Annotated in this window: 25 protein-coding genes; 17 read left to right on the top strand and 8 right to left on the bottom strand. The window is 40.2% G+C overall.

The genetic code is table 11. From position 1 onward, the window contains the following. The first annotated feature begins 46 nt into the window (after positions 1-46). The 3 genes from FWE37_00560 to FWE37_00570 are packed head-to-tail and all read left to right on the top strand — an operon-like array spanning position 47 to position 1,716. Positions 47-592 carry a chromate transporter gene (locus FWE37_00560; protein ID MCL2519482.1) on the top strand — a complete coding sequence of 182 codons (546 nt, stop codon included), beginning with the start codon at positions 47-49 and terminating at the stop codon, positions 590-592. Next, positions 589-1,122 carry a chromate transporter gene (locus FWE37_00565; GenBank protein MCL2519483.1) on the top strand — a complete coding sequence of 178 codons (534 nt, stop codon included), beginning with the start codon at positions 589-591 and terminating at the stop codon, positions 1,120-1,122. The genes FWE37_00560 and FWE37_00565 overlap by 4 nt, the downstream gene beginning before the upstream one ends. Before the next feature lie 3 nt (positions 1,123-1,125). Beyond that, positions 1,126-1,716, top strand: coding sequence for a ribonuclease HII (locus FWE37_00570; protein ID MCL2519484.1), 591 nt, complete (start codon positions 1,126-1,128; stop codon positions 1,714-1,716). Between the two features lie 60 nt (positions 1,717-1,776). On the opposite strand, the gene FWE37_00575 is transcribed toward FWE37_00570, so the two are convergent. Both FWE37_00575 and FWE37_00580 read right to left on the bottom strand, forming a co-directional pair. Further along, positions 1,777-2,490, bottom strand: coding sequence for a hypothetical protein (locus tag FWE37_00575; GenBank protein ID MCL2519485.1), 714 nt, complete (start codon positions 2,488-2,490; stop codon positions 1,777-1,779). A gap of 55 nt (positions 2,491-2,545) precedes the next feature. Continuing rightward, positions 2,546-2,953, bottom strand: a complete 408-nt coding sequence (locus FWE37_00580) for a response regulator (protein MCL2519486.1) — start codon at positions 2,951-2,953, stop codon at positions 2,546-2,548. Positions 2,954-3,117: 164 nt separating this feature from the next. Here FWE37_00580 and FWE37_00585 point away from each other — a divergent pair, with 164 nt between their 5' ends. Continuing rightward, positions 3,118-3,474 carry a TraR/DksA family transcriptional regulator gene (locus FWE37_00585; GenBank protein ID MCL2519487.1) on the top strand — a complete coding sequence of 119 codons (357 nt, stop codon included), beginning with the start codon at positions 3,118-3,120 and terminating at the stop codon, positions 3,472-3,474. Between the two features lie 8 nt (positions 3,475-3,482). On the opposite strand, the gene FWE37_00590 is transcribed toward FWE37_00585, so the two are convergent. Beyond that, on the bottom strand, positions 3,483-3,923 hold the full coding sequence (locus tag FWE37_00590) for a hypothetical protein (GenBank protein MCL2519488.1): 441 nt from the start codon (positions 3,921-3,923) through the stop codon (positions 3,483-3,485). Between the two features lie 237 nt (positions 3,924-4,160). Here FWE37_00590 and FWE37_00595 point away from each other — a divergent pair, with 237 nt between their 5' ends. Then, the gene (locus FWE37_00595; GenBank protein ID MCL2519489.1) at positions 4,161-4,508 is read left to right on the top strand and encodes a hypothetical protein; all 348 of its coding nucleotides are present in this window, start codon (positions 4,161-4,163) and stop codon (positions 4,506-4,508) included. Positions 4,509-4,525: 17 nt separating this feature from the next. On the opposite strand, the gene FWE37_00600 is transcribed toward FWE37_00595, so the two are convergent. Together FWE37_00600 and cyaB are read right to left on the bottom strand one after the other, a co-directional pair. Continuing rightward, positions 4,526-5,506 (bottom strand): hypothetical protein, encoded by a 981-nt coding sequence (locus FWE37_00600; GenBank protein ID MCL2519490.1) that lies wholly within the window; start codon positions 5,504-5,506, stop codon positions 4,526-4,528. A gap of 72 nt (positions 5,507-5,578) precedes the next feature. Next, positions 5,579-6,091 carry a class IV adenylate cyclase gene (cyaB, locus tag FWE37_00605; protein ID MCL2519491.1) on the bottom strand — a complete coding sequence of 171 codons (513 nt, stop codon included), beginning with the start codon at positions 6,089-6,091 and terminating at the stop codon, positions 5,579-5,581. Between the two features lie 153 nt (positions 6,092-6,244). On the opposite strand from cyaB, the gene FWE37_00610 reads away from it, so the two are divergent. The 5 genes from FWE37_00610 (at position 6,245) to FWE37_00630 (ending at position 12,094) form a co-directional block, all read left to right on the top strand. Next, positions 6,245-7,822, top strand: a complete 1,578-nt coding sequence (locus FWE37_00610) for an OPT/YSL family transporter (protein ID MCL2519492.1) — start codon at positions 6,245-6,247, stop codon at positions 7,820-7,822. Between the two features lie 198 nt (positions 7,823-8,020). Continuing rightward, positions 8,021-9,073: a glycosyltransferase family 4 protein gene (locus FWE37_00615; GenBank protein ID MCL2519493.1), complete on the top strand. Its 1,053-nt coding sequence runs from the start codon at positions 8,021-8,023 to the stop codon at positions 9,071-9,073. Next, entirely contained in the window at positions 9,066-10,154 is a 1,089-nt protein-coding gene (locus FWE37_00620) for a glycosyltransferase (GenBank protein MCL2519494.1), read from the top strand. Before FWE37_00615 ends, FWE37_00620 begins: the two co-directional genes overlap by 8 nt. Before the next feature lie 221 nt (positions 10,155-10,375). Continuing rightward, complete coding sequence (locus tag FWE37_00625; GenBank protein ID MCL2519495.1) at positions 10,376-10,990, top strand: endonuclease III; 615 nt, start codon at positions 10,376-10,378, stop codon at positions 10,988-10,990. A gap of 135 nt (positions 10,991-11,125) precedes the next feature. Beyond that, a complete protein-coding gene (locus FWE37_00630; GenBank protein MCL2519496.1) occupies positions 11,126-12,094 on the top strand; it encodes a hypothetical protein in 969 nt (322 codons plus the stop codon). 140 nt (positions 12,095-12,234) lie between these two features. On the opposite strand, the gene FWE37_00635 is transcribed toward FWE37_00630, so the two are convergent. Then, positions 12,235-12,855, bottom strand: a complete 621-nt coding sequence (locus FWE37_00635; GenBank protein MCL2519497.1) for a TetR/AcrR family transcriptional regulator — start codon at positions 12,853-12,855, stop codon at positions 12,235-12,237. A gap of 317 nt (positions 12,856-13,172) precedes the next feature. Next, complete coding sequence (locus FWE37_00640) at positions 13,173-13,928, bottom strand: hypothetical protein (protein ID MCL2519498.1); 756 nt, start codon at positions 13,926-13,928, stop codon at positions 13,173-13,175. Between the two features lie 206 nt (positions 13,929-14,134). Between FWE37_00640 and FWE37_00645 the strand changes: the two genes are divergently transcribed. From FWE37_00645 to FWE37_00670, 6 genes are all read left to right on the top strand, one after another. Beyond that, a complete protein-coding gene (locus FWE37_00645) occupies positions 14,135-14,785 on the top strand; it encodes a queuosine precursor transporter (GenBank protein ID MCL2519499.1) in 651 nt (216 codons plus the stop codon). A gap of 139 nt (positions 14,786-14,924) precedes the next feature. Beyond that, a complete protein-coding gene (gene ispG / locus FWE37_00650) occupies positions 14,925-15,983 on the top strand; it encodes a flavodoxin-dependent (E)-4-hydroxy-3-methylbut-2-enyl-diphosphate synthase (GenBank protein MCL2519500.1) in 1,059 nt (352 codons plus the stop codon). Positions 15,984-16,034: 51 nt separating this feature from the next. Then, positions 16,035-17,771: an adenylate/guanylate cyclase domain-containing protein gene (locus tag FWE37_00655; GenBank protein ID MCL2519501.1), complete on the top strand. Its 1,737-nt coding sequence runs from the start codon at positions 16,035-16,037 to the stop codon at positions 17,769-17,771. A 141-nt stretch (positions 17,772-17,912) separates the two neighbouring features. Further along, entirely contained in the window at positions 17,913-18,992 is a 1,080-nt protein-coding gene (locus FWE37_00660; GenBank protein ID MCL2519502.1) for a hypothetical protein, read from the top strand. Positions 18,993-19,171: 179 nt separating this feature from the next. Then, positions 19,172-19,723 (top strand): hypothetical protein, encoded by a 552-nt coding sequence (locus tag FWE37_00665; protein MCL2519503.1) that lies wholly within the window; start codon positions 19,172-19,174, stop codon positions 19,721-19,723. Positions 19,724-19,829: 106 nt separating this feature from the next. Further along, on the top strand, positions 19,830-21,188 hold the full coding sequence (locus tag FWE37_00670) for a hypothetical protein (GenBank protein ID MCL2519504.1): 1,359 nt from the start codon (positions 19,830-19,832) through the stop codon (positions 21,186-21,188). Positions 21,189-21,255: 67 nt separating this feature from the next. Here FWE37_00670 and FWE37_00675 read toward each other — a convergent pair whose 3' ends face one another. After that, the gene (locus FWE37_00675; protein ID MCL2519505.1) at positions 21,256-22,173 is read right to left on the bottom strand and encodes a hypothetical protein; all 918 of its coding nucleotides are present in this window, start codon (positions 22,171-22,173) and stop codon (positions 21,256-21,258) included. Positions 22,174-22,362: 189 nt separating this feature from the next. Here FWE37_00675 and FWE37_00680 point away from each other — a divergent pair. Continuing rightward, on the top strand, positions 22,363-23,510 hold a 1,148-nt coding region (locus tag FWE37_00680; GenBank protein MCL2519506.1), incomplete at its 3' end, for a hypothetical protein.

Below are 23,510 nucleotides of genomic sequence, written 5' to 3' on the forward strand. Positions count from 1 at the left end.
GAATTAATAATTAAAAGCTCTTACTTCTTAATTATTAATTCTCAAAATGATTTACTTAAATTTATTTGTAACTTTTTTTAAAATTACCATCACCACCTTTGGCGGTGGTATGGCTATGCTGGCCCCGCTACAACACGGCTTAAAAGATAAACTTACCCCGCACGAAATTAACGATTATTTTAGCTTAGCCCAAAGCTTGCCGGGCGCTATTCCCATTAATGCGGCGGTTTTAATTGGCAGCCATTTGGCGGGTAAAGGTGGAGCTATAGTTTGTGTGTTGGCCGTTATAGCGCCTTCGTATTTAGTGGTAAGCTTAATTGTTGTTGGCTATAACTTCTTTTTAAGTAATCCCATTCAGGCCGCTTTAATGGGCATTAGGGCGGCGGCGGCGGCCCTAATTATCCATAGCGCCTGTAAAATGTTGGTTACCGTTATTAAAAAGGAGCCAAATTTTAAAGCCAGCCTCTTTAAAGTTAGCGCCTTTATTTTTGCCGTTTTAATGATGTTACTGGGCTTTAGCCCCTCTGTTATTATTATTTTAATTATTGCCCTAGCCAGCAGTTATTATCTTTACAAAAGGCGTTTAGCGTGAATTATCTTTGGTTATTTTTAATTTTTTTACGAACCGGCGCTTTAAGTTTTGGCGGCGGTTATGTTATTTTATCGCTGCTTAGCGATGATTTTTACTACTATCTTACTCCCGCCCAAACGGCAAACTTAATAGCTATTAGCAGTGCGGCTCCGGGCGCTATATCTATTAATGCCGCCACCTATTTTGGTTTAATGGTGGGCTCACAGCCGCAACTGGCCGCTTTAATGGCCGTTGTGGGTTTAGTTATACCAAGCGTGGCCGCATCTTTGATTGCTTATAAATTTTTTAGTAAATTTAAAAATAGCCGCTACTTAACTACTTTGCTTATGGCTTTAAAACCTGTCGTGGCCGGTATGGTTTTTTTTGTGGGTATACGTATATTGTGGGACGAAGCTTTTATCGGCCGTAATTTACAAGCTTTAGGTATTTTTTTATTAGTTATGGCTTTGCTGATGGTGCGCACTAAAATAATGGTGGTTATTTTGGCGGGGGCTATGCTGGGTTTGTTTAGCCACCTATTAATGGGATAAATTATGAACGTACTTTTTGATATGGATAATATCAACCTGCCGGCTAATCATTGCGGTTTAGACGAAGCCGGGCGCGGCTGCCTTGCCGGCCCGGTTTATGCGGCGGCCGTTATTTTACCGGCCAGTTTTAAGTGGCAGTTGGCCGACAGCAAAAAACTTAGCCCCGCTCAACGGCAGCAGCTTTATCATATTATTATTAATGAAGCCGATTATAGCGTGGCTACCGCCGGTGTGGCCGAGATTGATAACCTTAATATTTTGCAGGCCAGCTTATTAGCAATGGGCCGGGCTTTTGCCGGCTTAAAAGGCCGGCCGGAATTAGCTTTAGTTGATGGCAACCAGCTGCCTAAGCTGCCTATTAAAGCTTATGCCATTATAAAAGGTGATGATAAAATACCTAGTATTATGGCCGCTAGTATAGTAGCTAAGGTAGAGCGCGACAGTTACATGCTTAAGCTAGCCCAAGAAGATAACCGCTACGGTTACCAAAACCACAAAGGTTATCCTACCGCCGAACATAAGCAGGCTCTTAAAAAATATGGTTTAAGTGAGCACCATCGCTTAAGTTTTAAAGTGAAAGAAAACAGAGAATAGACAATAGGCAATAATTAATTACCAAATAAGGCTTTACTCTTATATTTGAGGGTTTTAAATTTATTTTTTAAACTTAGCTAATTCGGCTTCTAGTTGACTAATATAACTGTTTTTATCTTTTATTTCTTCGTCTCGCTGGTTTAAATTGGTTACCAGCTGTCTGTTTATATTATTCATTTCGGTGGCGGCTTTAGCGGCTGCTTTCATCGTTAAATCGGTAAAATCGGCCTCTTCGGCTAACCCAGCCAGTATATTTTGGTCTAGCATACTTATAATATCTAACTTATTGTTTATGGCCATGTGGTCGTAAACCCTTACACCCGCCAGCTTACTAGTTCTTAACAAGGTAATGGTAGTTTCTTTATCGGCTTCGCTAAAAACCGGCGGCTGGTCGCTCACATGGTTGTGTACAAATACGGCGTAAGCGGCGGCATAGTAAGCAAACCCCCTGTAAGCCATACGCGGGTTCACGTTTACCGTTAATAAATTACCTATAGCCACTAAATCGACAAAAGTAAGCTGTTTGTCAATATCAAAACCCAGTGTCCAAAAATGTTCGGTGCTGCCATCAAAGGGGCCTTCGCCTAGCTGCAAAGTAACGGCACGTTTCTCTTTAGTTGGTTTAAAACCTAAAGCGGCCTCTCTCGCAGGTAACTTTAAGGCCGATACCTTAAGCTCGCGGCTTAAGATAGATTTTATAATGTTACCAATATCTTGGGTAGAGCCCATCGGCCACTGCCTTTCGGCTTCGGTTAAGTGTATATTGTAAGGCATAACTTATTATAGCATAGTTTGCTACAGTTAGCAAACAATTTATTTTAGTTTTAAGTTAAAATATAGAGGCTAGCCGTTCCAGTACCTTTTTACGGTCTAGGGGTTTAACAATATAGTTTTTGGCCCCAGCCATTAACGCTTTTTTTACTAAGTCTTCGCGCCCAAGTGCGCTAATCATTACCACTTTAACGTTAGGGTTTATCTCTATAATTTTAGTTAGGGCCGTAATACCGTCCATATTAGGCATGGTTATATCCATAGTTACTACATCAATTTTATCTTTAAGCTGGCGGTATTTCTCAACCCCTTCGGCCCCATCGGTAGCGGTTTCTATTACCTCAAAGCCTTCGGCTAGTAAAATTTGGCGAAGCTGTTTTTGTACAAATATCGAGTCATCAACAATTAACACTTTATAGGGAACACCGTTTTTATTTACGCCGTAACTTGCTCCAGTTTCGTCCATTACTAATCTCCATTAACAGTAACTATAACATATTATTGCAACTTTAACTAGTCTTTTTTATAAAATGCTACAAATTTTCATATTTTTTAAAGAAAAAGATTGCTTTATCGTTATTATGGTGTTACAATAGGTAGATATATCTTAGCAGTGTGCGGAGAAAGATAATGGAACTATTTTACGAACAAATAAAAAAAATTTTGCTTACGCAAAGAGAAGAAACCCTTAATGCCCTGCGTGCCGAAGACCAAGAATTTACCGAAGCTATTAACAGTAAAGATACCTCCGACCCCGGTGATGTCGCCAGCGGCGATGTAGATATGCAAATGATAGATTTAAGACGCGGCCAAAGCAGTTTAGCTTTAGCTAAAATAGAAGCCGCTTTAGCACGCCTAGAAAATGGTAACTACGGTATTTGCGCCAAATGCGGCACAATGGTAGATAAAGAACGGCTTCTGGCTGTACCGGAAGCCGCTTTATGCATTAATTGTCAGGCTAAAGCTGAACGCGGCCGCCTAAATTAATTAATGTTTTACCATCTGCCAAAGGAGCAACCACCGGCGGCAAAGCCTCGGCCGCCAAAACCACCCATAGCCGGAATAACATAGTTGTTGTTACCAATGGTAATGCTGGCAACGCTTACAAAACCGCCGTCTACGCTTTCAAACCCGGTAATGGTAATTACATCGCCATCGTTAATAGGAATACTGCCGTCAAATAAGAACATTGGCGGAATATGCAGGTACACGGTACCGCTTGCTGTTTGCATCTCTACAAACCTGCGGTTACTTACCATTATCCGCCCTTGATAGCTAACTTCGGTCAGCTGTACTTGTGGCTGCTGCCACCCTAAGGCTTGCTGCGGGCCTCTGCCGCGCACGTTGTTAGCAGGGCCTCGGCCAAAGCCGGCCTGCGCCATTACCACATTGGCCGAGAGTAACCCTATAGCAATTAATATTAAAAGTTTTTTCATAACTTATTTTCCTCCTTGTTTGCTATGATGCTCATATTATCAACCCCTTTTTCAAAAATGTAAAGCCGCTTAGGTTGTAATTAACTTCTTTGTAATCAATTCTTAAAATATATATAATTAATTGGCCTAAAAGTAAGATGTTATTGTACCTAAAACAGTATTAATTAATTATATTTAATAACTGTAAAAATTACCGGCGGCCTTGCCAAAAAAAGAGTTTACCTGTACAATTAACTTATGCATTCATCACGCGCCTTCGAGCTAAAAATAAAACAAGCCGAAAAACACCAACGGCAAAACCCTAACTTCGATTTTGAAGCTAGCCTTAACGATAGCTTTGCCCGTATTATTAATGTGCCGCGTTTATTAGCCGACGAATATTTTGCTAACTTTAACCCGTATTACGAAAAATTATATACCTTAATAGACCTTTACAACAACGATTTAACGAAAGAAGACGGCATAGCCTTAAGCAGCGACGATTGGCAGCTGGTAATAGAGCTTAACAACCGCTATGCCAGCGAGATAGATTTAGATGTGTTGCAAGCCGTAATGCAATATTTGTTAGATATAAAAGAGCTTTAAAAGCTTAGCTACATAAATTACCTAAGAACAATATTAGGCAAAGAAGCCAAGCTAATAATATTTTGCCTTGTGAGTACGGTGCCGCTTACCCATATTTCGGTTAAGTTAGTAAGACCGTGCACATTAAGGCTGGCTAGCCTAGTGTTTTGCACATAAAGGAAAGATAAGCCGGTAAGAGTGCTTATATCTAGGCTGGTTAAGGGGTTATTGCGTATATCTAAGCTGGTTAAGTTAATAAGACCGTTTACATTAAGGGTTGTTAGCTGGTTACCATCAACATCTAAATGGTTTAAAGCCGTAAGGCCGTTTAAATCGAGCTGTGTAAGGCGGTTGCCCCACACATTAAAGTTGGTTAAGTTACTGTTCCCGCTTACATTAAGGCTGGTTAGCATATTATGGTTTACATGCAGAGAGGTTAAGTAAATGTTATTACTTATATCAAGGGTGGTTAAACGGCTGTCGTTTAACCTAAACTCTGTTAAATGGTTACTGCTAATACTCAGAGCCGTTAAATATGGGTTATCCCATGTATTAATATTAAGGCCGGTTAGCCTGTTGTGGTCTAGGTAAAGCGCTTCTAAAGAGCGAAGGCTTCTTACATCTAAGCCGGTTAAATGGTTACCGCTGGCATTAAGCCAAATTAAATTATCATTGCCGCTTACATTAAGCCGGGTTAAGTTGCCATTACTTACATCTAAGGATACCAAATTATTGTGGCTGATATTAAGGCTGGTTAAGCCGATTAAATACTCAAGACCGGCGGCATTGGTAATACCCCTATTACTTACATCAAGCTCGCCGGTTACCCTAGCTAAGGCATCGCTTAACCTTTGGCCGGTAAGGCCGGCATCGCGGCTCAGCCTAAGCATTACGGCATGGCGCAAAGCTTCATCGGGGAAAAGGCTGTTAAGGGTCGCGCTAGCCGGCACCACTACCCCTTGCCCATAAGCGGCAGCTAAAATGACTAATAATAAAACTAAAGTTAAACTCTTTGGCACTATAACCCTCTGTAGCTTTTTAAGCTATTTTAGCATACCCTTAGAGTAAAGTCAATTTTTGGGCAGCAGCTCTTACCGTTTATCCAGCTGCATTAAATCGTGGTAATTTTTAGTTATCAGTTTATCTTTACTAAAGCCCAGCTTACTAAAAGCCTCGCGCACCAGCTCTATTGCTAAATGGGCTTCATCTTGGCTGGTTTTTAAGGCTTCAATCTCTAAAAAATCGCCCAAGCCTTCAATATTTACCAGTTCGTATTTCAGGCCTTTGGCGGTAAATAGTTCCACTTTTTTTACCTTTTTAAAGCATTCACTAAAACCAATGGCCTCCATAAATTGCCTAAAATCTTCTTTATTATTAATGCCAAACTCTACCTCTTTGGTGATGGGCACATCGCCACCGTACTCTTTTAGAGTAACATAAAGACCTTTGGCGCTTTCGCGCATACGCACCATTTTATTTTGGTCGTTTTTAAAGTAGGTATCGTACTTTACCTCTGTGCCATTCTCTAAAAATTCGCTGCGCAGCTTGGCGCGTATTTCGTCAGCATTGTTTATTTGTACTTTTTCTTCAATTTCGTAAATCATTTGCTTTATCTCCTATAATGTCGGGACAGCCGCTAGTTTGGTTAATCCCTTCTTTAGTATAAAACACAAAATATTTTTTTGCTAGTTATTTTTTAAAAAGCTTGACCATATTTTTGTAATATGTTATTTATTTTATTTACAAATGGAGATATTATGTTAAAAAAACTAGATGGCCTAACGACTCGTGGTTTAATTATTGGCAGTTTAGGCTCTGTAATTATAGCCGGCAGTACAGTTTATGTAGCCTTAAGGTTAAGCAGCGCCCCGTGGACGCTGGTATTTGCAGCAATATTAAGTTTTATGTTAATAAGACGTTTAGGTAAAGGCAGCCTAGACGAAGTAAACGTTACCAGCACCGTAATGACGGCCGGCAGTATGACCGCCGCCGCTACAGCCTTTGTGCTGCCGGCCCTATGGCGGATAGAAGGTGATACCGCCAGCTTAAGCGCCATTAGCGCCGTACTGGCATTGGCGGCCGGAGCGATTATCGGCTTACTTTCTACCCAGTTATGGCGGGTAATTTTTATCGAAAAATTAGATATGCCCTTTGTTATTGGCCGTGCGGCCTACGATGCCATTATCGCCAGCGAACAAGGCAAAGCCGGCGGTAAACTTTTAGCGGCTGCTACGGCTTTTGCTATGGTTATAGCTACTTTACGTGATAAAATTGGTTTAATACGGCCGCTCTATCAAGGGCAATTTGGGGTTATTCCTTTTGCTCCTATGACGTTGGCGATGGGTTTTATGTTAGGCCCTAAATTTTCTTTAACTTGGGGTATAACCACGTTAAGTACTACCATTATTGTTATACCGCTGCTGGTAAGCAATGGGGTTTTTGCCGGTATGGCCGAGGTTAATATCTTTAGAGGGAACTTTGGGTTAGGCTTAATGATAGGCGCAGCTTTTGCCACTTTACTGGCCGCCCTTTTTAAAGCGCGCAGTTTTTTACCTTTAATGGTTAAAGCGTTAATCGAGCTGTTAAATAAAAAATTTTTACTTTTGCTGGCCATAAGTTTATTGGCAGCCACCGCTTTGCTTAGTTTAGCCGGCGTGCCGGTTATGGCGGCTTTTTTACTGCTATTGGCCAGCCTACTGGCCGCTATGCTGGCTAGTTTACTGGTAGGCCATGCCGGGATTAACCCGCTGGAAGTTTTAGGAGCAGTAGCTTTTTTATTGGTGGTAGCCCTGTTTAGTTTAGGTACGCAGGCCGCCGTATTTATGGTAGCGGCCGCCAGTATCGCCGCCGCCTTAAGCGGCGATATGATGAACGATTTTAAAACGGCCAAACTTTTAGGTACCAACCCTACCGCTATGCTGATAGGCGAAAGTGTAGGCAGTTTAGTGGGCATTATAGCCTCTGTGGTTACTTTGTTTATTTTGCAAAGCGCCTTTGGCGGCGGGGCCGCTATGCTTAATGGCTCGGTGTTTAGTGCGGCCCAAAGTAATATGGTGGCAGCCATCGTAGCCGGCACCAGTCATACCGGGCTGCTGTTAGCCGGAGTAGCCATTGGCTTACTATTTATTTTTTTACCGGTTCCGGCACTGGCTATGGCTTTGGGTTTTTATCTTTCAGCCATTTTAGGGCTGGGTACATCTATCGGGCTGGGCGGTTTGCTTGCCCTTATCCTTAAAAAGTATCAGGCGCAAGGCAAGTTAGTAGGGGCCGGTTTTGTGGCCGGCGAAGGCTTGATGGGTGTGGTTTTTGCTTTATTAATGATGATAAATAGATAACAATTAATAATTTAAGAAGATATGACGGTTAATTTTACGCTGTTAATAAGGAAGTAAGATACAAAATAAACATCATATAAAAGCGGCATAGGTATCTTTACCTGCACTATAATTTGAGTAATAAAACTTAAGCATAAGCTTGCCTAAAGCTCACTAAGTGGGCTTGAAAAATTTATTAAATTAGTGTATAATAGTTATATGATAGTAGTAAATGCTCGGTTTTTAACCCAAAATGTTAGCAGTATGCAGCGTTTTGCCTTTGAGGTAGCGCGGCGTTTAAAAAAATTAAATTCTAACTACATTTTTGTTAGTCCGCCTAATATTATGCAAAAAGATTGGGCTGCCGAGCTGGAGGCTAAGGTTATTGGCGAAAACACCGGCAGCCAATGGGAGCAAATTACCTTAAATAGTTTTTTGCGGCAAAATGGCTGGCCATTTTTGTTAAATTTAGCCGGTATGGGGCCGTTTAACTATCGTAACCAATTTATTACGGTGCACGATACCGCCTTTTTTAACTATCAAAGCTCCGAAAAACTTTCGGTTAAGTTATGGGGGCAATATTTAAGCCAAAGCTTAAATAACAATGTTAAAGGTATTTTGGTCATTAGCCAAAGTTGTAAGGACGAGCTGCAAAAGACTATTCCTGCCGCCGTTAATAAAACTTATGTGGTTTACAGCGGTTACCCGCAGTTAAATAATTTTGATAGCACGCTTGAGCAAGACCTTGCCGGTAAATCTTATTTTTTAGCCATTAATAGTATAGACCCGCGTAAAAATATTGAGCGTATTATGGCGGCGTTTAATTTAGCGGCTTTACCGGGTTTTAAATTAAAAATTGCCGGCCATACTACCAATATTTTTGATGAAAACGAAGCTAAAGACCATAACATCGAATTTTTAGGGCAATGTAATGATAACCAAATGGCCAGCCTTTATAAACATGCGGCCGCTTTGGTTTTTCCATCGTTACACGAAGGCTTTGGCTTGCCTATGCTGGAAGCTATGTCGCTGGGTTGTCCGGTAATTGCTTCTAACATCGCTGTCTTAAAAGAAGTTGGCGGCGATGGGGCTTTATATGTAAATCCGCTAGATGTTAAAGCGATAAGCGGCGCCCTTAAGCAAATAGTAAGCGATACACCGCTAGCCGACTCTTTAAAGGCTAAAGGGCTCCAGCTGGTTCAAGGTTATAGCTGGGATAACACCACACAAAAAATTAACCAATTAGTTACAGAGGCCCAGCTTGATGGCTAACTTAAAGGTAGCCATTGTTCACTATTGGTTGGTAACTATGCGCGGCGGCGAAAAGGTGGTAGAGGCTTTGTGCGAGCTTTTCCCGCAGGCCGATATTTATACCCATGTCGTCAATAAAAAAAATTTATCGCCCACCTTATTAAAACACAACATTTATACCACCAGTATTAGTAAGCTGCCGCTGGCAACTAAGTTATACCAAAAATATTTAGCCTTCATGCCGGCGGCCTTAGCCGAACTAGACCTTTCCAGTTACGATTTAGTTATTAGCAGCGAAAGCGGCCCGGCCAAAAGCTTAATTTTGCCCAGCCGCCTGCCGCACCTTTGTTATTGCCATACCCCTATGCGTTATTTGTATGATTATTACCATTATTACCTTAAAGAAGCCGGCCCGCTTACCCGTTTTATTTTTAAGCAGGTTGCCCCTAAACTAAGGTTATGGGATTTAGCCGGCAGCAATAGCGTTAGCTACTTTATTGCTAACTCGGCTAATGTACAAAACCGTATAGCGCGTATCTACCGCCGTGAGAGCGAGATAATTTATCCGCCGGTAGATGTAAGTACTTTTATACCTACTAACAACAAAAAAGATTACTATTTATTTTTTGGCCAGCTGGTTAATTATAAGCGGGTAGATTTAGCGATAGAAGCCTTTAGGCAAAGCGGCAAAATCCTCGTTATTATTGGCGGCGGTAAAAAGCCCAAAAACTTACCGCCTAACGTTAAATTTTTAGGCCATATCGCTAAGGAACAAACTTTAACTTATTTAGCAGAGGCACGGGCGCTTATCTTTCCCGGTGAAGAAGATTTTGGTATTATCCCGGTAGAGGCTATCGCCTGTGGCACACCGGTAATTGCTTATGCTAAAGGCGGCGCTTTAGAGACGGTGATTGAGGGGGAAAGCGGTATCTTTTTTAACGAGCAAACTCCCTCTGCTCTTAACGCAGCCATCACCAAATTAGAAAGCGGCCATTACAACTTTAACGCTAAAGCTATGCATAAACTTGCCTTAAACTTTGATAAAACCATCTTTAAAACTAAAATTACCAATGCCGTTAATAAGCTGTTAGCAAGTTATTAAGAGTTTATTAACAAGTTATTAACAGCTGTTTTTTAGGCTGCCGGCCGGGTTATTAAAGATGAACTAAAAATAATACCATACTATACATTAATATATGATAATATTATTTTTTAAAAATTGTTATTTTAGGATTGTTTTGCTTATTAACAAAAGTTATTAACAAGTTATTAACAGGACTGTTTATGGCTGTACAGAGCCTCTTTTGTGTTATATAATAAGTTATGGTTAGCTACGATACACTTTTTACCACCTTAAAACAATTATTGCCGCCGCCTGACTGGCCGTTTACTACGGCTTATCAGGTGCTGGTTTTTTGTATTATTTCGCTGAGGACAAAAGACGAAGTAAGCTACAGCCGCAGTAAGGCTTTGTTTGCCATAGCACCGACGGCTAGGCTAATGTGCACTTTAAGCGAGGCAGAAATTGCGGCTCTTATTTATCCTGCCGGGTTTTTTAAACGCAAAGCCGAACAAATTTTAACGTTATCGCAAAATTTAACGGCTAACGGCCAAGAACAGCCGCCGGCTAACCTTAATGAGTTATTAAATATTAAAGGGGTTGGTCTAAAAACGGCCAATTTAGTGTTAAGCAGGGGTTTTAATATTCCCGCTATTTGTGTAGATGTGCATGTGCACCGTATCTGCAACCGTTTGGGCTTAATTAATACCACTACCCCCGATGAAAGCGAAGCGGCCTTGCGCTTAGTGATGCCTAAAGAATGGTGGATTGACAGTAATCAGCTATTGGTTAGCTTTGGTCAAACTATTTGTAAACCGCAAAGACCTTTATGCTCTAAATGCCCTTTTAATAAGTTTTGCCCAAAAATAATAATATAAATAGATAATAAATAACAGCTAATTAATAATTGAAGGAAGCCGCCTTTTGACGGCAATTATTAATTGTTATCTACTCTCTATTACCTAAACAAGTGTGTAGTTTTTAAAATAAGCAAATAAAGCGATACTATAATTATGAGCAAACAATTTAAAAATATGTTTAACCATCTTTTACAGACATGGTATAAAGCTATGAGCGGGCAGCAAGGTACTAAAGGTATTTTAGTAGCTTTAACCGTATTAGTGGTGTTGGTGGTGTTGGTTATTGTGGCCCTGCCTTACTTTTTTCAGGCCCTAGTTGTTATATCACGGCTAGTTATTATTAGTGTGCTGGTGCTGATTGTCGCCTTAGTTTTAGGCCCGCCTTTAGCCCGCAGTATGGCTAAGCGCGGCTTTTTTGCCGGCCATAACACCGTTGTAGTGAGTGAGAGTGAGCAAAAAATTTACGAAAAAGCCGTTAATTGTAAACAAATTAACCTTAATGTAACTTATGCCAACGTTACTTTAAGTTTTACCGATAAAGATGAGGTAGAAATTAGCTACCAAATTACCGAAGGGCAGCCGCACTTTTTAAGTTATGCTTTAAATTACGATGAATTAACCGAAACTTTAAGTTTTAATCAGGGCAGTAACCAAAATAAAAATATTTTAACTTACAACCTCTTTATAAATGTACCTAAAAGTTATAAAATCGCCTTAGGCGGTAAATTAGTAGAGGGTAAACTTAATATAGAAGGCACCCATACTTTAGAAAAAGTTGATATTGATGCCGTTAATTTGCCCATTAGTCTTAAAGATTGTACGATAGAAAATTTAAAACTAACCGGTTTAAATTTAAAGTTAGATAGTAATAATATAGCTATTAATTATGCCAGCGTTATGGCTACCGGCAGCCAATTTAATTTGCATTTAGCTGCCGGTAATAAAGGGGCTAAACTTAAAACTAACTCGGCTATTGCTTCGTTTTCGCTTAATAATAAACCGCTGGGTAAAATGTTTAACCACAGCAGCTTTTTACTGTGGGAGGCCGCAGGCGGCGACTATGCTATGTACGAATTTAATGTAATAACATCGCAAATTAATTTTTACACTACAAATAACTAAGGCGCCTATCTGCCGAGCGGTAGAGTAATTAACAAGATAACAAAAAAGCAAGTATGATTATTAATACTTGCTTTTTTTATTTTTAAAAATTATATACCGGCAAAAACTTTGCCGGTATAGTTGTTTGGCTAAACCTTTGATTATTTTCTAATCATATTTAGGCTGCCGTGTATCACATCTGAGAAGGCTTGCCTTGCATCGCCTACAATTTGTGCAGGTAAAGCTGTTTTGCTGTTAAACATAATATTGGCCATACCAAGTGTGCCCGAAAATAAAACCATCATTAAATTATAAGGGTTACCATCGCGCAAAATGCCCGATTGCTGCCCCTGTACAATGGCTTTTTCTAGTATACCAAAAACGTTTTGTACCTTTTCGTTAATAGCTGGGTATTCGTCCCAACTCCTAATGGCATCACCCATAATTAAGGCTAAAAATTCGGTATTTTCGGCACAAAAATCGTAAAATACCTCAGCCGATTTAATTAATAGCTGCGCAACATCATCTTTGTGTACCGCTACAACTTTTTCGTTTAGCTGTTGGTAAAGCTCTACCGCGCGCCTTTCCACAATAGCTACAAATAAAGCTGTTTTATCGGGATAATGATGATACATAGCAGCGCTGGTAACACCAAGACTCCCTGCTAAGCTTTTTAAGGTTAGGCCATCAATACCTTTTTCACGGATAAGCTGAATACCTTTTTCAAGTAAATCTTGCTTTAAGTCGGCGGGGTAGTGATACTTCTTTTTTACTGGTTCCATAGTTTTGCTCCTCTTTTTTTTAAATTTTAAATTATATTTTAATTTTTTTACTCTATGTTATTGCCACTCAATAAACTTTATCTTTACTCTAATTTCAAAGATAATATATCTTATTTAAATTTCATATACTCTGTTAGCCATAAAACCGTTTTTTTTACCTACTTAATAGCTCATTATAAGCGTTTTACTAAATTTGTCAAATTTTTAAATTAAAAAACTTTGTATAAGCTATACTGGTAATTATAATCTAAAGAAAATAGTTTGTAAATAGCTTTGCTAATTATGATTAATAAAAATTTGTAAATTTATATTTTGGCTTATGGATACCGGCTTACAAACCAATTTTTAAAGGCATCAAGCCTATTAAGAACCGATTCGTTCATGTTATTGCGTACCACAAAAGGAGCGGTACGGGTGTTAATAGCAAGGCCGTACAATAAAACGCCTTCGTTAATGGGCACCACAATAAAAGTAGTGTGCATGCTTTCGTTATCGGCTACCCTAAAAATAGATTGCCTAAGCACTTGCAAGTTGGTAATTGTAATGGCTAACTGATTACTATGCGATAAAAAAGTAGCTCGGTAGTTGGCTACGCCAAAAGTTTCGTCATCTTGCACAAAATAAAGCACTAAACGGCTGGGTACCGTAGTAACACTAGGTATGGTTATAGGTTGGCCGCCGGGGCCATCTACTACCGTAACCGTATGAATTAAGGTTTTAACTCTTCTTTCGCCGCGGCTAAAAAATTCTAACCCCGATAGGCTCTCTATATTTAATAGCGAATTAAATAAATTTAAGGTACTTGCTCCTCTTAACGGTAAAAAATAGGCGGCTTCGATTAAGGTGCGTGGGTGTTGCTGCGCTAAAATGTCTCTTACATTTAGGGCAAAGAGAGTTTGGGGTAAATAATCCAGCTGGTCAATGCTGCCTACTAAGTTATTTAGCCTATTGCCGGCTAATAACAGTTGTACATCGTCGCTGCTGTAACCTAAATCGTGAATGCTTAAGGTAAAGCCGGCACGGCTTAAAGTAAATAAAAAAAACAAGGTGGTTAATAAAACTTTTTTTGTCATAATAGCTATAGTATAACATATTTTTTTATTTTTAAATAAGGGGATTATGATATTTTTATAATTAATTTTTGATTATTAGGTAACAAATTGATTACGGCCATTTAAATTTGTTTATAATAGTTGATATAAAACATAAAAAGTAGGCTTAATGCCATAAAAACTATCATAACCTTGTTAAAACTTTTTTTTTAGGCTATAACTATATGATGAACAATTTAAAAATGGAGCAGACTGTTTCTCTGTTTCCCATCTTTTGTGCGGTTTTTTACGTATGTACCAGTATTTTTGCCAACATACTCTCCACTAAGCTTGTTTTACTAGGCTTTGCGGGGAATATGGTGGTAGATGCCGGTACTATTATTTACCCCTTAGGTTTTGTAGCGCGCGATATGCTGCACAAAAACTTAGGGCGTAAGCTGGCTAACCAAGTAGTCATTTTAAATGGTTTTGTGATAGCTTTTATGGCCTTGCTTTTTTATATTGGGGCCTTATTGCCGCCGGCTTACCAAGATTGGCCGCATCAGGCCGCATTCGAAGCCGTTTTACTGCCGGTGCGCCGCATTATTATTGCCAGTATTATTGCCGAAATGGTGGCTAATTTACTGAGCGGCATTATCTTTGGCAAAATACTCAAAGCTAACTTAAAGCATGATATGCTAGCCAGCTTTGTTAGCAGCCTAGCCGCTATGCTGGTAGATAGTGTGCTGTTTACCTTAATTGCCTTTGCCGGAGTTTTCCCTACCCATGTGCTTATCAGTATTATGGTGGTAAACTTAGTAGTTAAAGGTTTAGTGGCCGTAGCGGGCACACCGCTGATTAAGCTGGCTAAACTAAAGGTAAATAAAGAAGATTTATAAACTATTAAAATAAACGTATTTTGTCTTTGCGGAGGAGCGGTAGCAACTATTAAGCATTTGGTAACCATAAAAAGATAGTTACCGGCTTGCAAAGTTTCTTGCTTTCGCAGGCAAAATACGCTATAATTATCGTAAGATTATGTACAAACGCAGAGCAACAGGACAAGTTAAAGCAGGCAGCTTGATTATAGGCAGTAGTTCGCCTATTACTATACAAACTATGTGGGATAAACCGCTGGATATTATAGACACCGGCTTAATAAACCGTATTAATGGTCTTAAAAAATTAGGCTGCGATATTATCCGTTTTGCCGTACCTACTATGCAGGCAGCCGAGCAGCTAGGCCTTTTAGCCGACCGGCTAGAGTTGGCGGTAGTGGCCGATATTCATTTTGATTACCGTATTGCTTTAAAATGTTTAGATTATCCTATCGCTAAGTTACGCTTAAATCCCGGTAATATCGGTGGGGCTAAGCAAGTTAAAGAGGTGGCCCGCAAAGCGCTTGATAAAGCCATACCTATACGTATAGGCGTAAATGGCGGCAGCCTAGAAAAGCGACTGGCGAGTTTGCCAAGAGTAGAGGCCTTAGTGGCCTCTGCCCTAGAGGAAGCTAATTTGTTAGAGCAGGTAGGGTTTAAACAAATTGTTGTTTCTATTAAAGATAGTAACCCAAACTATGTGCTGGAGGCCAATCGCTTGCTGGCTAAGCAGTGTGATTACCCTTTACATTTAGGTATTACAGAGGCCGGGCCTCTTATCCCTAGCCTTACCAAAAGCGCTTTCTTTTTAGGTACCTTACTCAGCGAAGGTATTGGCGATACCATTCGTATTAGTATTAGCGATACTCCCGAGCGCGAAGTAATGGCTGGGCGCGAGCTATTAAGTACTTTAGGTTTAGCTAACCAACCTAAGCCTAAATTAATTAGCTGCCCGCGCTGCGGTCGTGCCAGCTTTGATGTACACGGTTTTAGCCAAAAGCTTGAGCCCATTTTGTACACTATAAATAAAGATATTACCATAGCGGTGATGGGTTGTGCCGTTAATGGGCCCGGTGAAGCCGGCCATGCCGATTTAGCTATTAGCGGTATTGGCGATAAAGTATTTGTTTATAAATATGGCCAAAAGGTATATAGCGGTAAAGCTATAGAAGCAGAAAGCTACTTTATGCAGCAATTAAATGAGCTGGCGGCAGGTTAAGCCGTTACTATCTATAATTGCCTAAAGCGCCTCTTTATGTTAAAGTAAGTTATGGCCTTTAATCCTCTTTATGCTGTTCGTTCTCTAAAGCCGCCGCCGCTGTGGGCTAAACTTTTTGCTCTTACGGCCTTGCTGTTAATGGCAGCAACAATTACTATTAGTTTTGTTTCGCAAAGTTTATTTACCGAGCAACTGCATAATCAGCTGCGCAGCGAAGCTTTAACAAGCGCCCAAAATTTTAGTCATAACTTTTGGCAAAGTTTAAATTTTACCCATCAAAGTATTAATAACTTGCTGGCTATAACTACCGGTTTGCCTAATCAAGCTAGTTTAATTAACAACTTTTTTGCCGCTAACCCTAGCTTGGCTTTTTTTAATACAGCCGGCCATAGTTACCTTAATCCCCGTTTAGCCGCCAGCCTAGATAACGAACTGCTTACCCGTTATGTTAATACCACTATTGCTCACCCGCCGGTAACTTATGATAGGTTAATGCTGCAAAATATTTCGGTGGTTTTTAATCGCCCTTTGCTGGCCGTTCGCTTTAGCAGCGGCCCGCAAGATTTAGGGTTGCTTTTTATTATTTTGGCCGATGAGCTTTATCAAAGTTTAGCCGGCAGCGGACAAACTTTGGTGCTGGATACCAGCGGCCAACTGCTCGTGCAATTTACTTTAAATAGCAGCCAGCCCGATTTTTCGTTGTTGCCCGGCTGGGCAGAGTTTGTAATGGGCGATAATAACTCTTTATTTTATAGCTATAGTTTTGCCGGTACCAGCTATTTAGCCAGCCTTTACAGGGCTAACCAATTAGATATTGTAACTTTAACCACCACACCGCTTACGGCCGAGCTAACTTTTGTTGCTACCCTTACTCGCCTTAATCTTTTAATAAGCGCTCTGTTACTATGGCTAACTTTTCCTATTTTGTGGTTATTTAGCCGTACCATTACTACGCCTTTACGGCAGTTAATTACGGCCAGCGAACAATTAAGGCACGGTAGCTATGCCATTAATTTACCTAATTACGGCCGTAACGAGCTGGGGCAGCTTAGCCATAGTTTTAAGGAGTTGGCTGCTAATTTAAGTGAAGAAGAACGGGCGAAAGCTAACCACCCCAAGCAATTTAACGAATTTATTAACGGCGAATTTAAAGAGGCCGCCATTATAGCTGCCAGCATTAAAGATTTTGAGCTTTTTGTCAATGAAATGAGCCCCTTAGAGCTGATGAGCTTTTTAAACGATTACCTTAAACGTATGTTTAATTGTCTTAAGGCTACCGGTGTTATCCTTACTAAAATAAATGCCGATAGTTTTGTGGCTGTTTATAGCTCGCCGTTAAGTAATAATGTTAAAAACGCTGTAGATGCCGCCATTTTAATGCGTGAAAGCCTTAATAGCTATAATTTAAAGCGGGTGAGTAAAGGCGAACGGTTAATAAAGATGAACTGTGGTATAAGTTATGGTAAGGTTATTGTAGGTAAATTAAACAACGAAAATACGGTAATTGGCGAGGCGGTAACCTTAGCTAAAAGCTTGCGCCGGCTTAACTATAATTTTGAAACAGATATTTTAATTAACCAGCTAAGCTACCAAAGAGTAGCCGGTATTTATTTAACCAAAGTGCAAGAAAAAGTTAAACTGGCCGGCAAAGACGAAGCAGAGGCCGTTTACTTTATTGAAGGGCGCACTAAAAGTAACATTGCTAACCTTAGCCAAAACATTAACGATATTAGGCATACTCTCGATAAAAAACGCAGTAAGGTAAGGGTAAATAATGAGCAAAACTAGCAAATTGATTGGCGGTGATTTTTATGTGTGTACAAAGCTTTAGCGGTACCTCCGCCTTGAGGGTAGCAGCAACTTTGTCGAGGCACCCTTTACCGTACGTGCCCCGCTTAATCGTGTATTTTGATAAGTAAAATATAAGTTATGAGTAAAGTTAGTAAATTAGCAATTATTATTTTTATAACTATTTTTGTATTATTGGCAGGGCTGGCTTTTGGCCATTATCACTCGCTTAAAACTGATAATCAGTTAAATAAAGTTAGTTATTTAAACAATACCGAATTAATAAAATTATTTACCACCGAGTTTGCTTCTAGTTTAGTTGTCTTAATCCCAATAGTAGAAGATACTCCCGGCAACGAAGCTTTAGCAGAGGCTATAACTGATACTGCCGAACCAGCTTTGCCAACGCAAGCAAATATTGTAGCAGATGAGCCTAGTCCTTTGCCGGTTATCGGTGTAACCCCTAACGAAACACCGGTGCCAGAGGTGGTAACAGAGGTTGCCCCTATAATACCGGTTAGCTCATCGCCTGTGCTAACCACCGCTCCGCCCGTTAATCTGCCGCCGGCAGTAATAGAAGTCATTCAACCGCCGCCAGCTGCTTTAGCTGTAGCCGAACCTGAGTCGGCGGTAATTACCCACTTAGCGCCAGCGGTTATGCTATCACCTATAGCAGGGCAGGTGCTAGATTTAAGCGGTGAGCGCGCTCTAATTATTAACTGGCAACTGCCGGAGGAAGCTACCGATAGCAGCTTAGTACTTACTAATTTAAATACCGGCCGGGTTATTTTAACGCGTAACCAAATTAGGGGCAGCAGCTTTAGTTATACCAATTTAGCCCAGCTGGAAGAAGGTAACTTTAGCCTAAGCCTGCAAAGTTTTAGGCGCACCGCCGGCGCAGTACTTGGCAATGAGCCGGTGGTAATAAATTTTACTTTAAGTTTACAGCCTATGCCGGCACCGGTTATGAGCAGCGCTAATAGCTTTTCTACACCCACTCAACGTATCGAATGGCAAGCCATAAGCCGTGCTAATAGTTACCGTGTAATAATTACTAACAACGATACGGGGGCTAGGCCGGTAAATATAGTGGCGCGTACCAACTTTGCTACCGTTAGGCTGCCGGCCGGCCATTATACCGTAACAATTATCCCTATTAACGAATTTAACCGCGAAGATAATGCCGGTAGCGTTAGCCAAACCATAATCATAAACTTATAACTAAAATAAAAATAATTTTATTACTAAATTATTGCTATGGGCTACGTTTAGTCCTTTATAAATAAATATAACATTTATTTTTTATTACCACTTATAATGCTTGATTAATTATGGAAAATAATATACAATAGCTGCTAGATATACATGTAGTCTAAAACTTTTTTATAGGAGTATTAGATATGAAAAATATAAAGTTATGGCTGCTCTTATTAGCGGCTTTAGCCTTTATAGGCTGTAATAATAGCAGGAGTAGCGGCAGTGGTAATAACGATGGGGGCGGGGAACAGCCGCCGGTTATTGGCGGCGGTAACGAAGGTGATGGCAGCCCCGATGGCGGAGGCGATGAAGGCCCGGTTATTAATTGGGTGGCTTTACCCACCGCAGACCAGCTTAGCACTATTAATGTAAGTATTGCAAACCAGCCGGGATTAATGATAAATGGCGGTAATGGTTCGGCTAGTGTAAGCGGCGCTGCTTTAACTTTAGGTAATACGGCAGGAGCAAGTACTGTAGGCGGTGTACCTTCGGCTCCTAGTACTTCTAGGTTACAAATAGTGGTAACGGTTAATTTTACCCCTATTAGCGGTCTTCCTATAACACCGATAGATGTGGTAAACTCATTAAGAAGTTGGGGGCCGTTTGGCAACAATGTTATCACACCTGTTAATAATCTTGCCGCTGCCGCCGGTTTTGCCGGAGCAGATATTACCATTGTAGCTATCCCTAATTAGGAATAACCTTATTTAATAATTTTAATTAATAACCCCCATTGTAGCTGGGGGTTATTTGTAAGCGGCCCATTAATAGTTAATTACCAGCCGCCCGATAATTTAAGTAATGAAACCGCTTTTTTTATGGCTAATTTTACTTATAAGCTTTAATGGTTACGGCCTGCAACTTTACTTTAACGATAGGCTTGCCCACATATATAATACCGATGAACTAACTACCATCGCTATGACCGATGAAGCCGGCCGCCAATACATTACCCTTAACGATATTATCCCTTTAGGCCAAAATAACCCAACTGTTGTTATTAACGGCAGTCTTAGGCTAGGGCAGCTAACAGCCGAGCAATTAATGAACGAGCATTTAGTGGTAACAAATACTATCAGGCTTGGCCGAAATAATGTAATCATAAATAGGATAGATGCTTATGCCGAGCTTTTAAATGATAATAACTTAACGGTTTGGCTTAGCAGCCCGCAGCCTGTTCTGCAGCGGCAGATAGAAAATTTTGGGCTTTTGCATAGGGTAAATATTAAAATGGTTATTGTACCTAATTTAGCTACAGCTATCGAAAGTTTACCCTTAACTGGCGAGAGCCCGCCCGATGTTATTATTACCACAGCCGATAACTCTTTTATTTATAATTATCGCGACAATTTTATTCCTTTAAGCAGGGCCGTTTTAGCCGATGAGCAGCGGTACGGCAGTTTTTTTCGTTTAGCCCCTAGTTATTTGCAAGCTATAGCTTATCCGCTGCTGTTTAGTTACCAAGCTTTACTTTACAATAGCGATGTTATGCATCACTCGCTTTTTGATGGCGCTGTTCCTACTGTACCTAGCTTGCATAGAGCAGCTGCGGCCGTGCAAAATTTTGTAACTACACCTATTGCATGGAATGTAAGCGGAGCTACCGCTTTTTTGCCTTTTTTAAGAATAAACGGTCTTAATACTAGTCTTCAGGAAGAAAATTTACGGGCGGCGTTTAATTTAGGGCAAAGCTTATTTGCCAGCCCGCATATACGTAACATTTCCGGTGATATTAACAGCCGTGAAATTGCGCTGTTTTTTAGCGATACCGGTTGGGCCGGTACAGTTAATACCGGTTTAGTTGATTTAGCCTTTTTAGCTTTGCCGCAAGGTATGCAGCCGCTCTTTACGTATTATGTGGCTTTAAGCCCCATAGAGGCGCCAGCTAGCTTGGCCGGCCAAAGGTTAATTTTAAGTTTATGGGGAAATGCCGGCCAATTTAGAGTGGCCGCAGAGCGGGGGTTTTACCCTAACCGGCTTGGACAGTTAATGCGGCCTTTGCATATTGGCGAACGGGAAGCTTTAGAGGCTAGCTTAGCGAATGGAGCTATGTTAAGTGGAGTTGATGGCTGGCAAGCTTTGTTAAACCGTTTTACCGCTTTATTTTCGTTAGTTATGTCTGGGCTAATCACGATTGATGAAGCTATAAGTAATTTTTAATACGGTAAAATATAACTAATAAAAACATTTTGATTGGTTAGTTCTAGTTAAATTTGCTTTTTGTAAATTAACGATGATCCCACTTTATTAAGGCAATAATTGGTCGAGACCCATCATTCTGGTCATACTGCATTACATTCCAATCATCTCTAAATTCAATAAAATTATAAGACATAATATAAGATACATTCTCTCTAACTCTGTTATAAGCATCTACATATCTAACTAAAGCTCCATGAGGAATTATCATAACTTTATATTGTATATTTAGAGGGTCGTTTATTTGTAAGCTGTTAAATAACACTTGAGAAAATGTAGAATCTAGCCAAGCTAAATGAAAAATAAAATCATGGAAGCTTCGCCTATAGCTATTCCACCAACCATTAGGTTGGTTACGAGCAAGAGCTACAGACTCTAACAAATTTATGGAATAATTTCTTAGAAAAGGTGAATCTGGTATGAAAGATAAAGAAAAAGAAGTAGAATTAGGAACTAAATGAAAAGAAACGTTAGGGTTTACATAATGCCTAAACAAAACAGCAGTAGAATTTATATAACCGCCGCCAAATACCATAGCCGGTCCGGCTCTAAAGGTTCTATATCTTACATCCGTAAACCTAGTGGTTCTAAGAATAAATTCACCCATTTCATTTAATAATTGAGAAATTCCTTGTTGAAGCCTTCGCTCATCAACTTCAGGCCAGCTAGAGCCATCTCTATAAATTAAAAATTGATAACCAAGCATAGCGTCATAAAAAAATGTGTATTCTAATTGTTCATTTAAATCTCTTATAGTAGGAAGAGAATAATTATTTTCTATAATTAAAACTAAATTTCTATCTAGCAGAGCATGAGGTTTTTCTACAGTAGATAAGATTTGCTCATCTTCTATTATTTGATTATAAGAATCTTCTTTTTGGCCACAAGAATAATATAAAATAATATGGATAAATAATAAAATATAAATGAGCTTAGCTAGTTTCATAATAAAAACTCCTTTAAATATAAAGCATTAATATTATATAAGTACACTAAATCTTTGTCAAGTCCTTATAATACAAAATAGCTTGTTGCGCTTGCTTTTTTGCTTATAACGCCTTGACAAAGATGGTCTAGTAATAATTAATTGCTAACCGCCCGATACTATAAATATCGCCTAAATACCCTGTAACTTATGAATAAGCAAATACTCCCATTAACCCAGCAAGCCAAACAGGCCATCACCATTAAACGCCTCGTAACTAAACTCCGGCAGGCCCGTACCAATTATTACAATAGCGGCGAGCTGCTTTTAACCGATAATAACTTTGATGATTTAGAGGATAAATTAAGGGCTTTAGCCCCCCACCATAGCTACTTTAAAACAGTAGGCATAAATTTTGATAGCAGCGGTGAAGCCGGCAAGGTAAAACATCTTGTACCTATGCTTAGCGCCGATAAAGCCAAAGATATGACCGAAGTAAGCAAGTGGTTGGGTAAGCTTAAGCTGGCTAGCTATCAATTAATTATAGAGCCTAAGATAGATGGCCTGTCGGCTAGCTGCCGTTATGTTAATGGTTTGCTTGATGTTGTAGCCACACGTGGTGATGGTAGAACAGGACAGGATATTACAGAGGTAGCCGGCTACATAAGCGCTATCCCTAAAAAGTTAAGCCAGCCTTTAACCATCGAGGTACGCGGCGAATTATACCTGCCCCGCAATACCAGCTATGATACTAAAGGTAAACCTTTGCGCAACAACACCGTAGGATTAATTAACCGTAAAGAAAATAAGGCAGAGGCTAGCTTTGTGCACTTTGCCGCCTATCGTATTGAAGGGTATAGCTACGGTACAGAAGAAGAAGCCATTAAATTAATTACTGCGTTGGGTTTTAGCAGTGTGCCTTATCAGCTGGTGAGCAGTGAAGAAGAGATAGATAATTACTACCAGCAGTACCTTGAGCAGCTACGTGACCAGTGGGTTTATGAAACCGATGGTTTAATGTTAGTGATAAACAATAGCCGGCTACAGGCCGAGTTGGATAGACGTTGGGTGGTAGACCATCATCATCACTATGCCTTAGCGTTTAAGCCGCCCTCTGCCAGTAAAGTAAGTAGCCTGATAAATGTGGAGTGGCAGGTAAGCCGCAGCGGTTTTGCTATACCGGTGGCTATCTTTGCCCCTATACAGTTAGGCGGCGCTACCCTAGAGCGCGCCAGCTTACATAACGCCGAATATGTAGGTAAACTTAAATTAGCCGCCGGCGACCAGCTGCTTATTGAGCGGGCCAACGATGTTATCCCTTATGTGCGTGATAACTTAAGCGGTCATGGCCGAGAAGA

This window comes from Spirochaetaceae bacterium, assembly GCA_009784515.1.
GTDB lineage: Bacteria > Spirochaetota > Spirochaetia > WRBN01 > WRBN01 > WRBN01.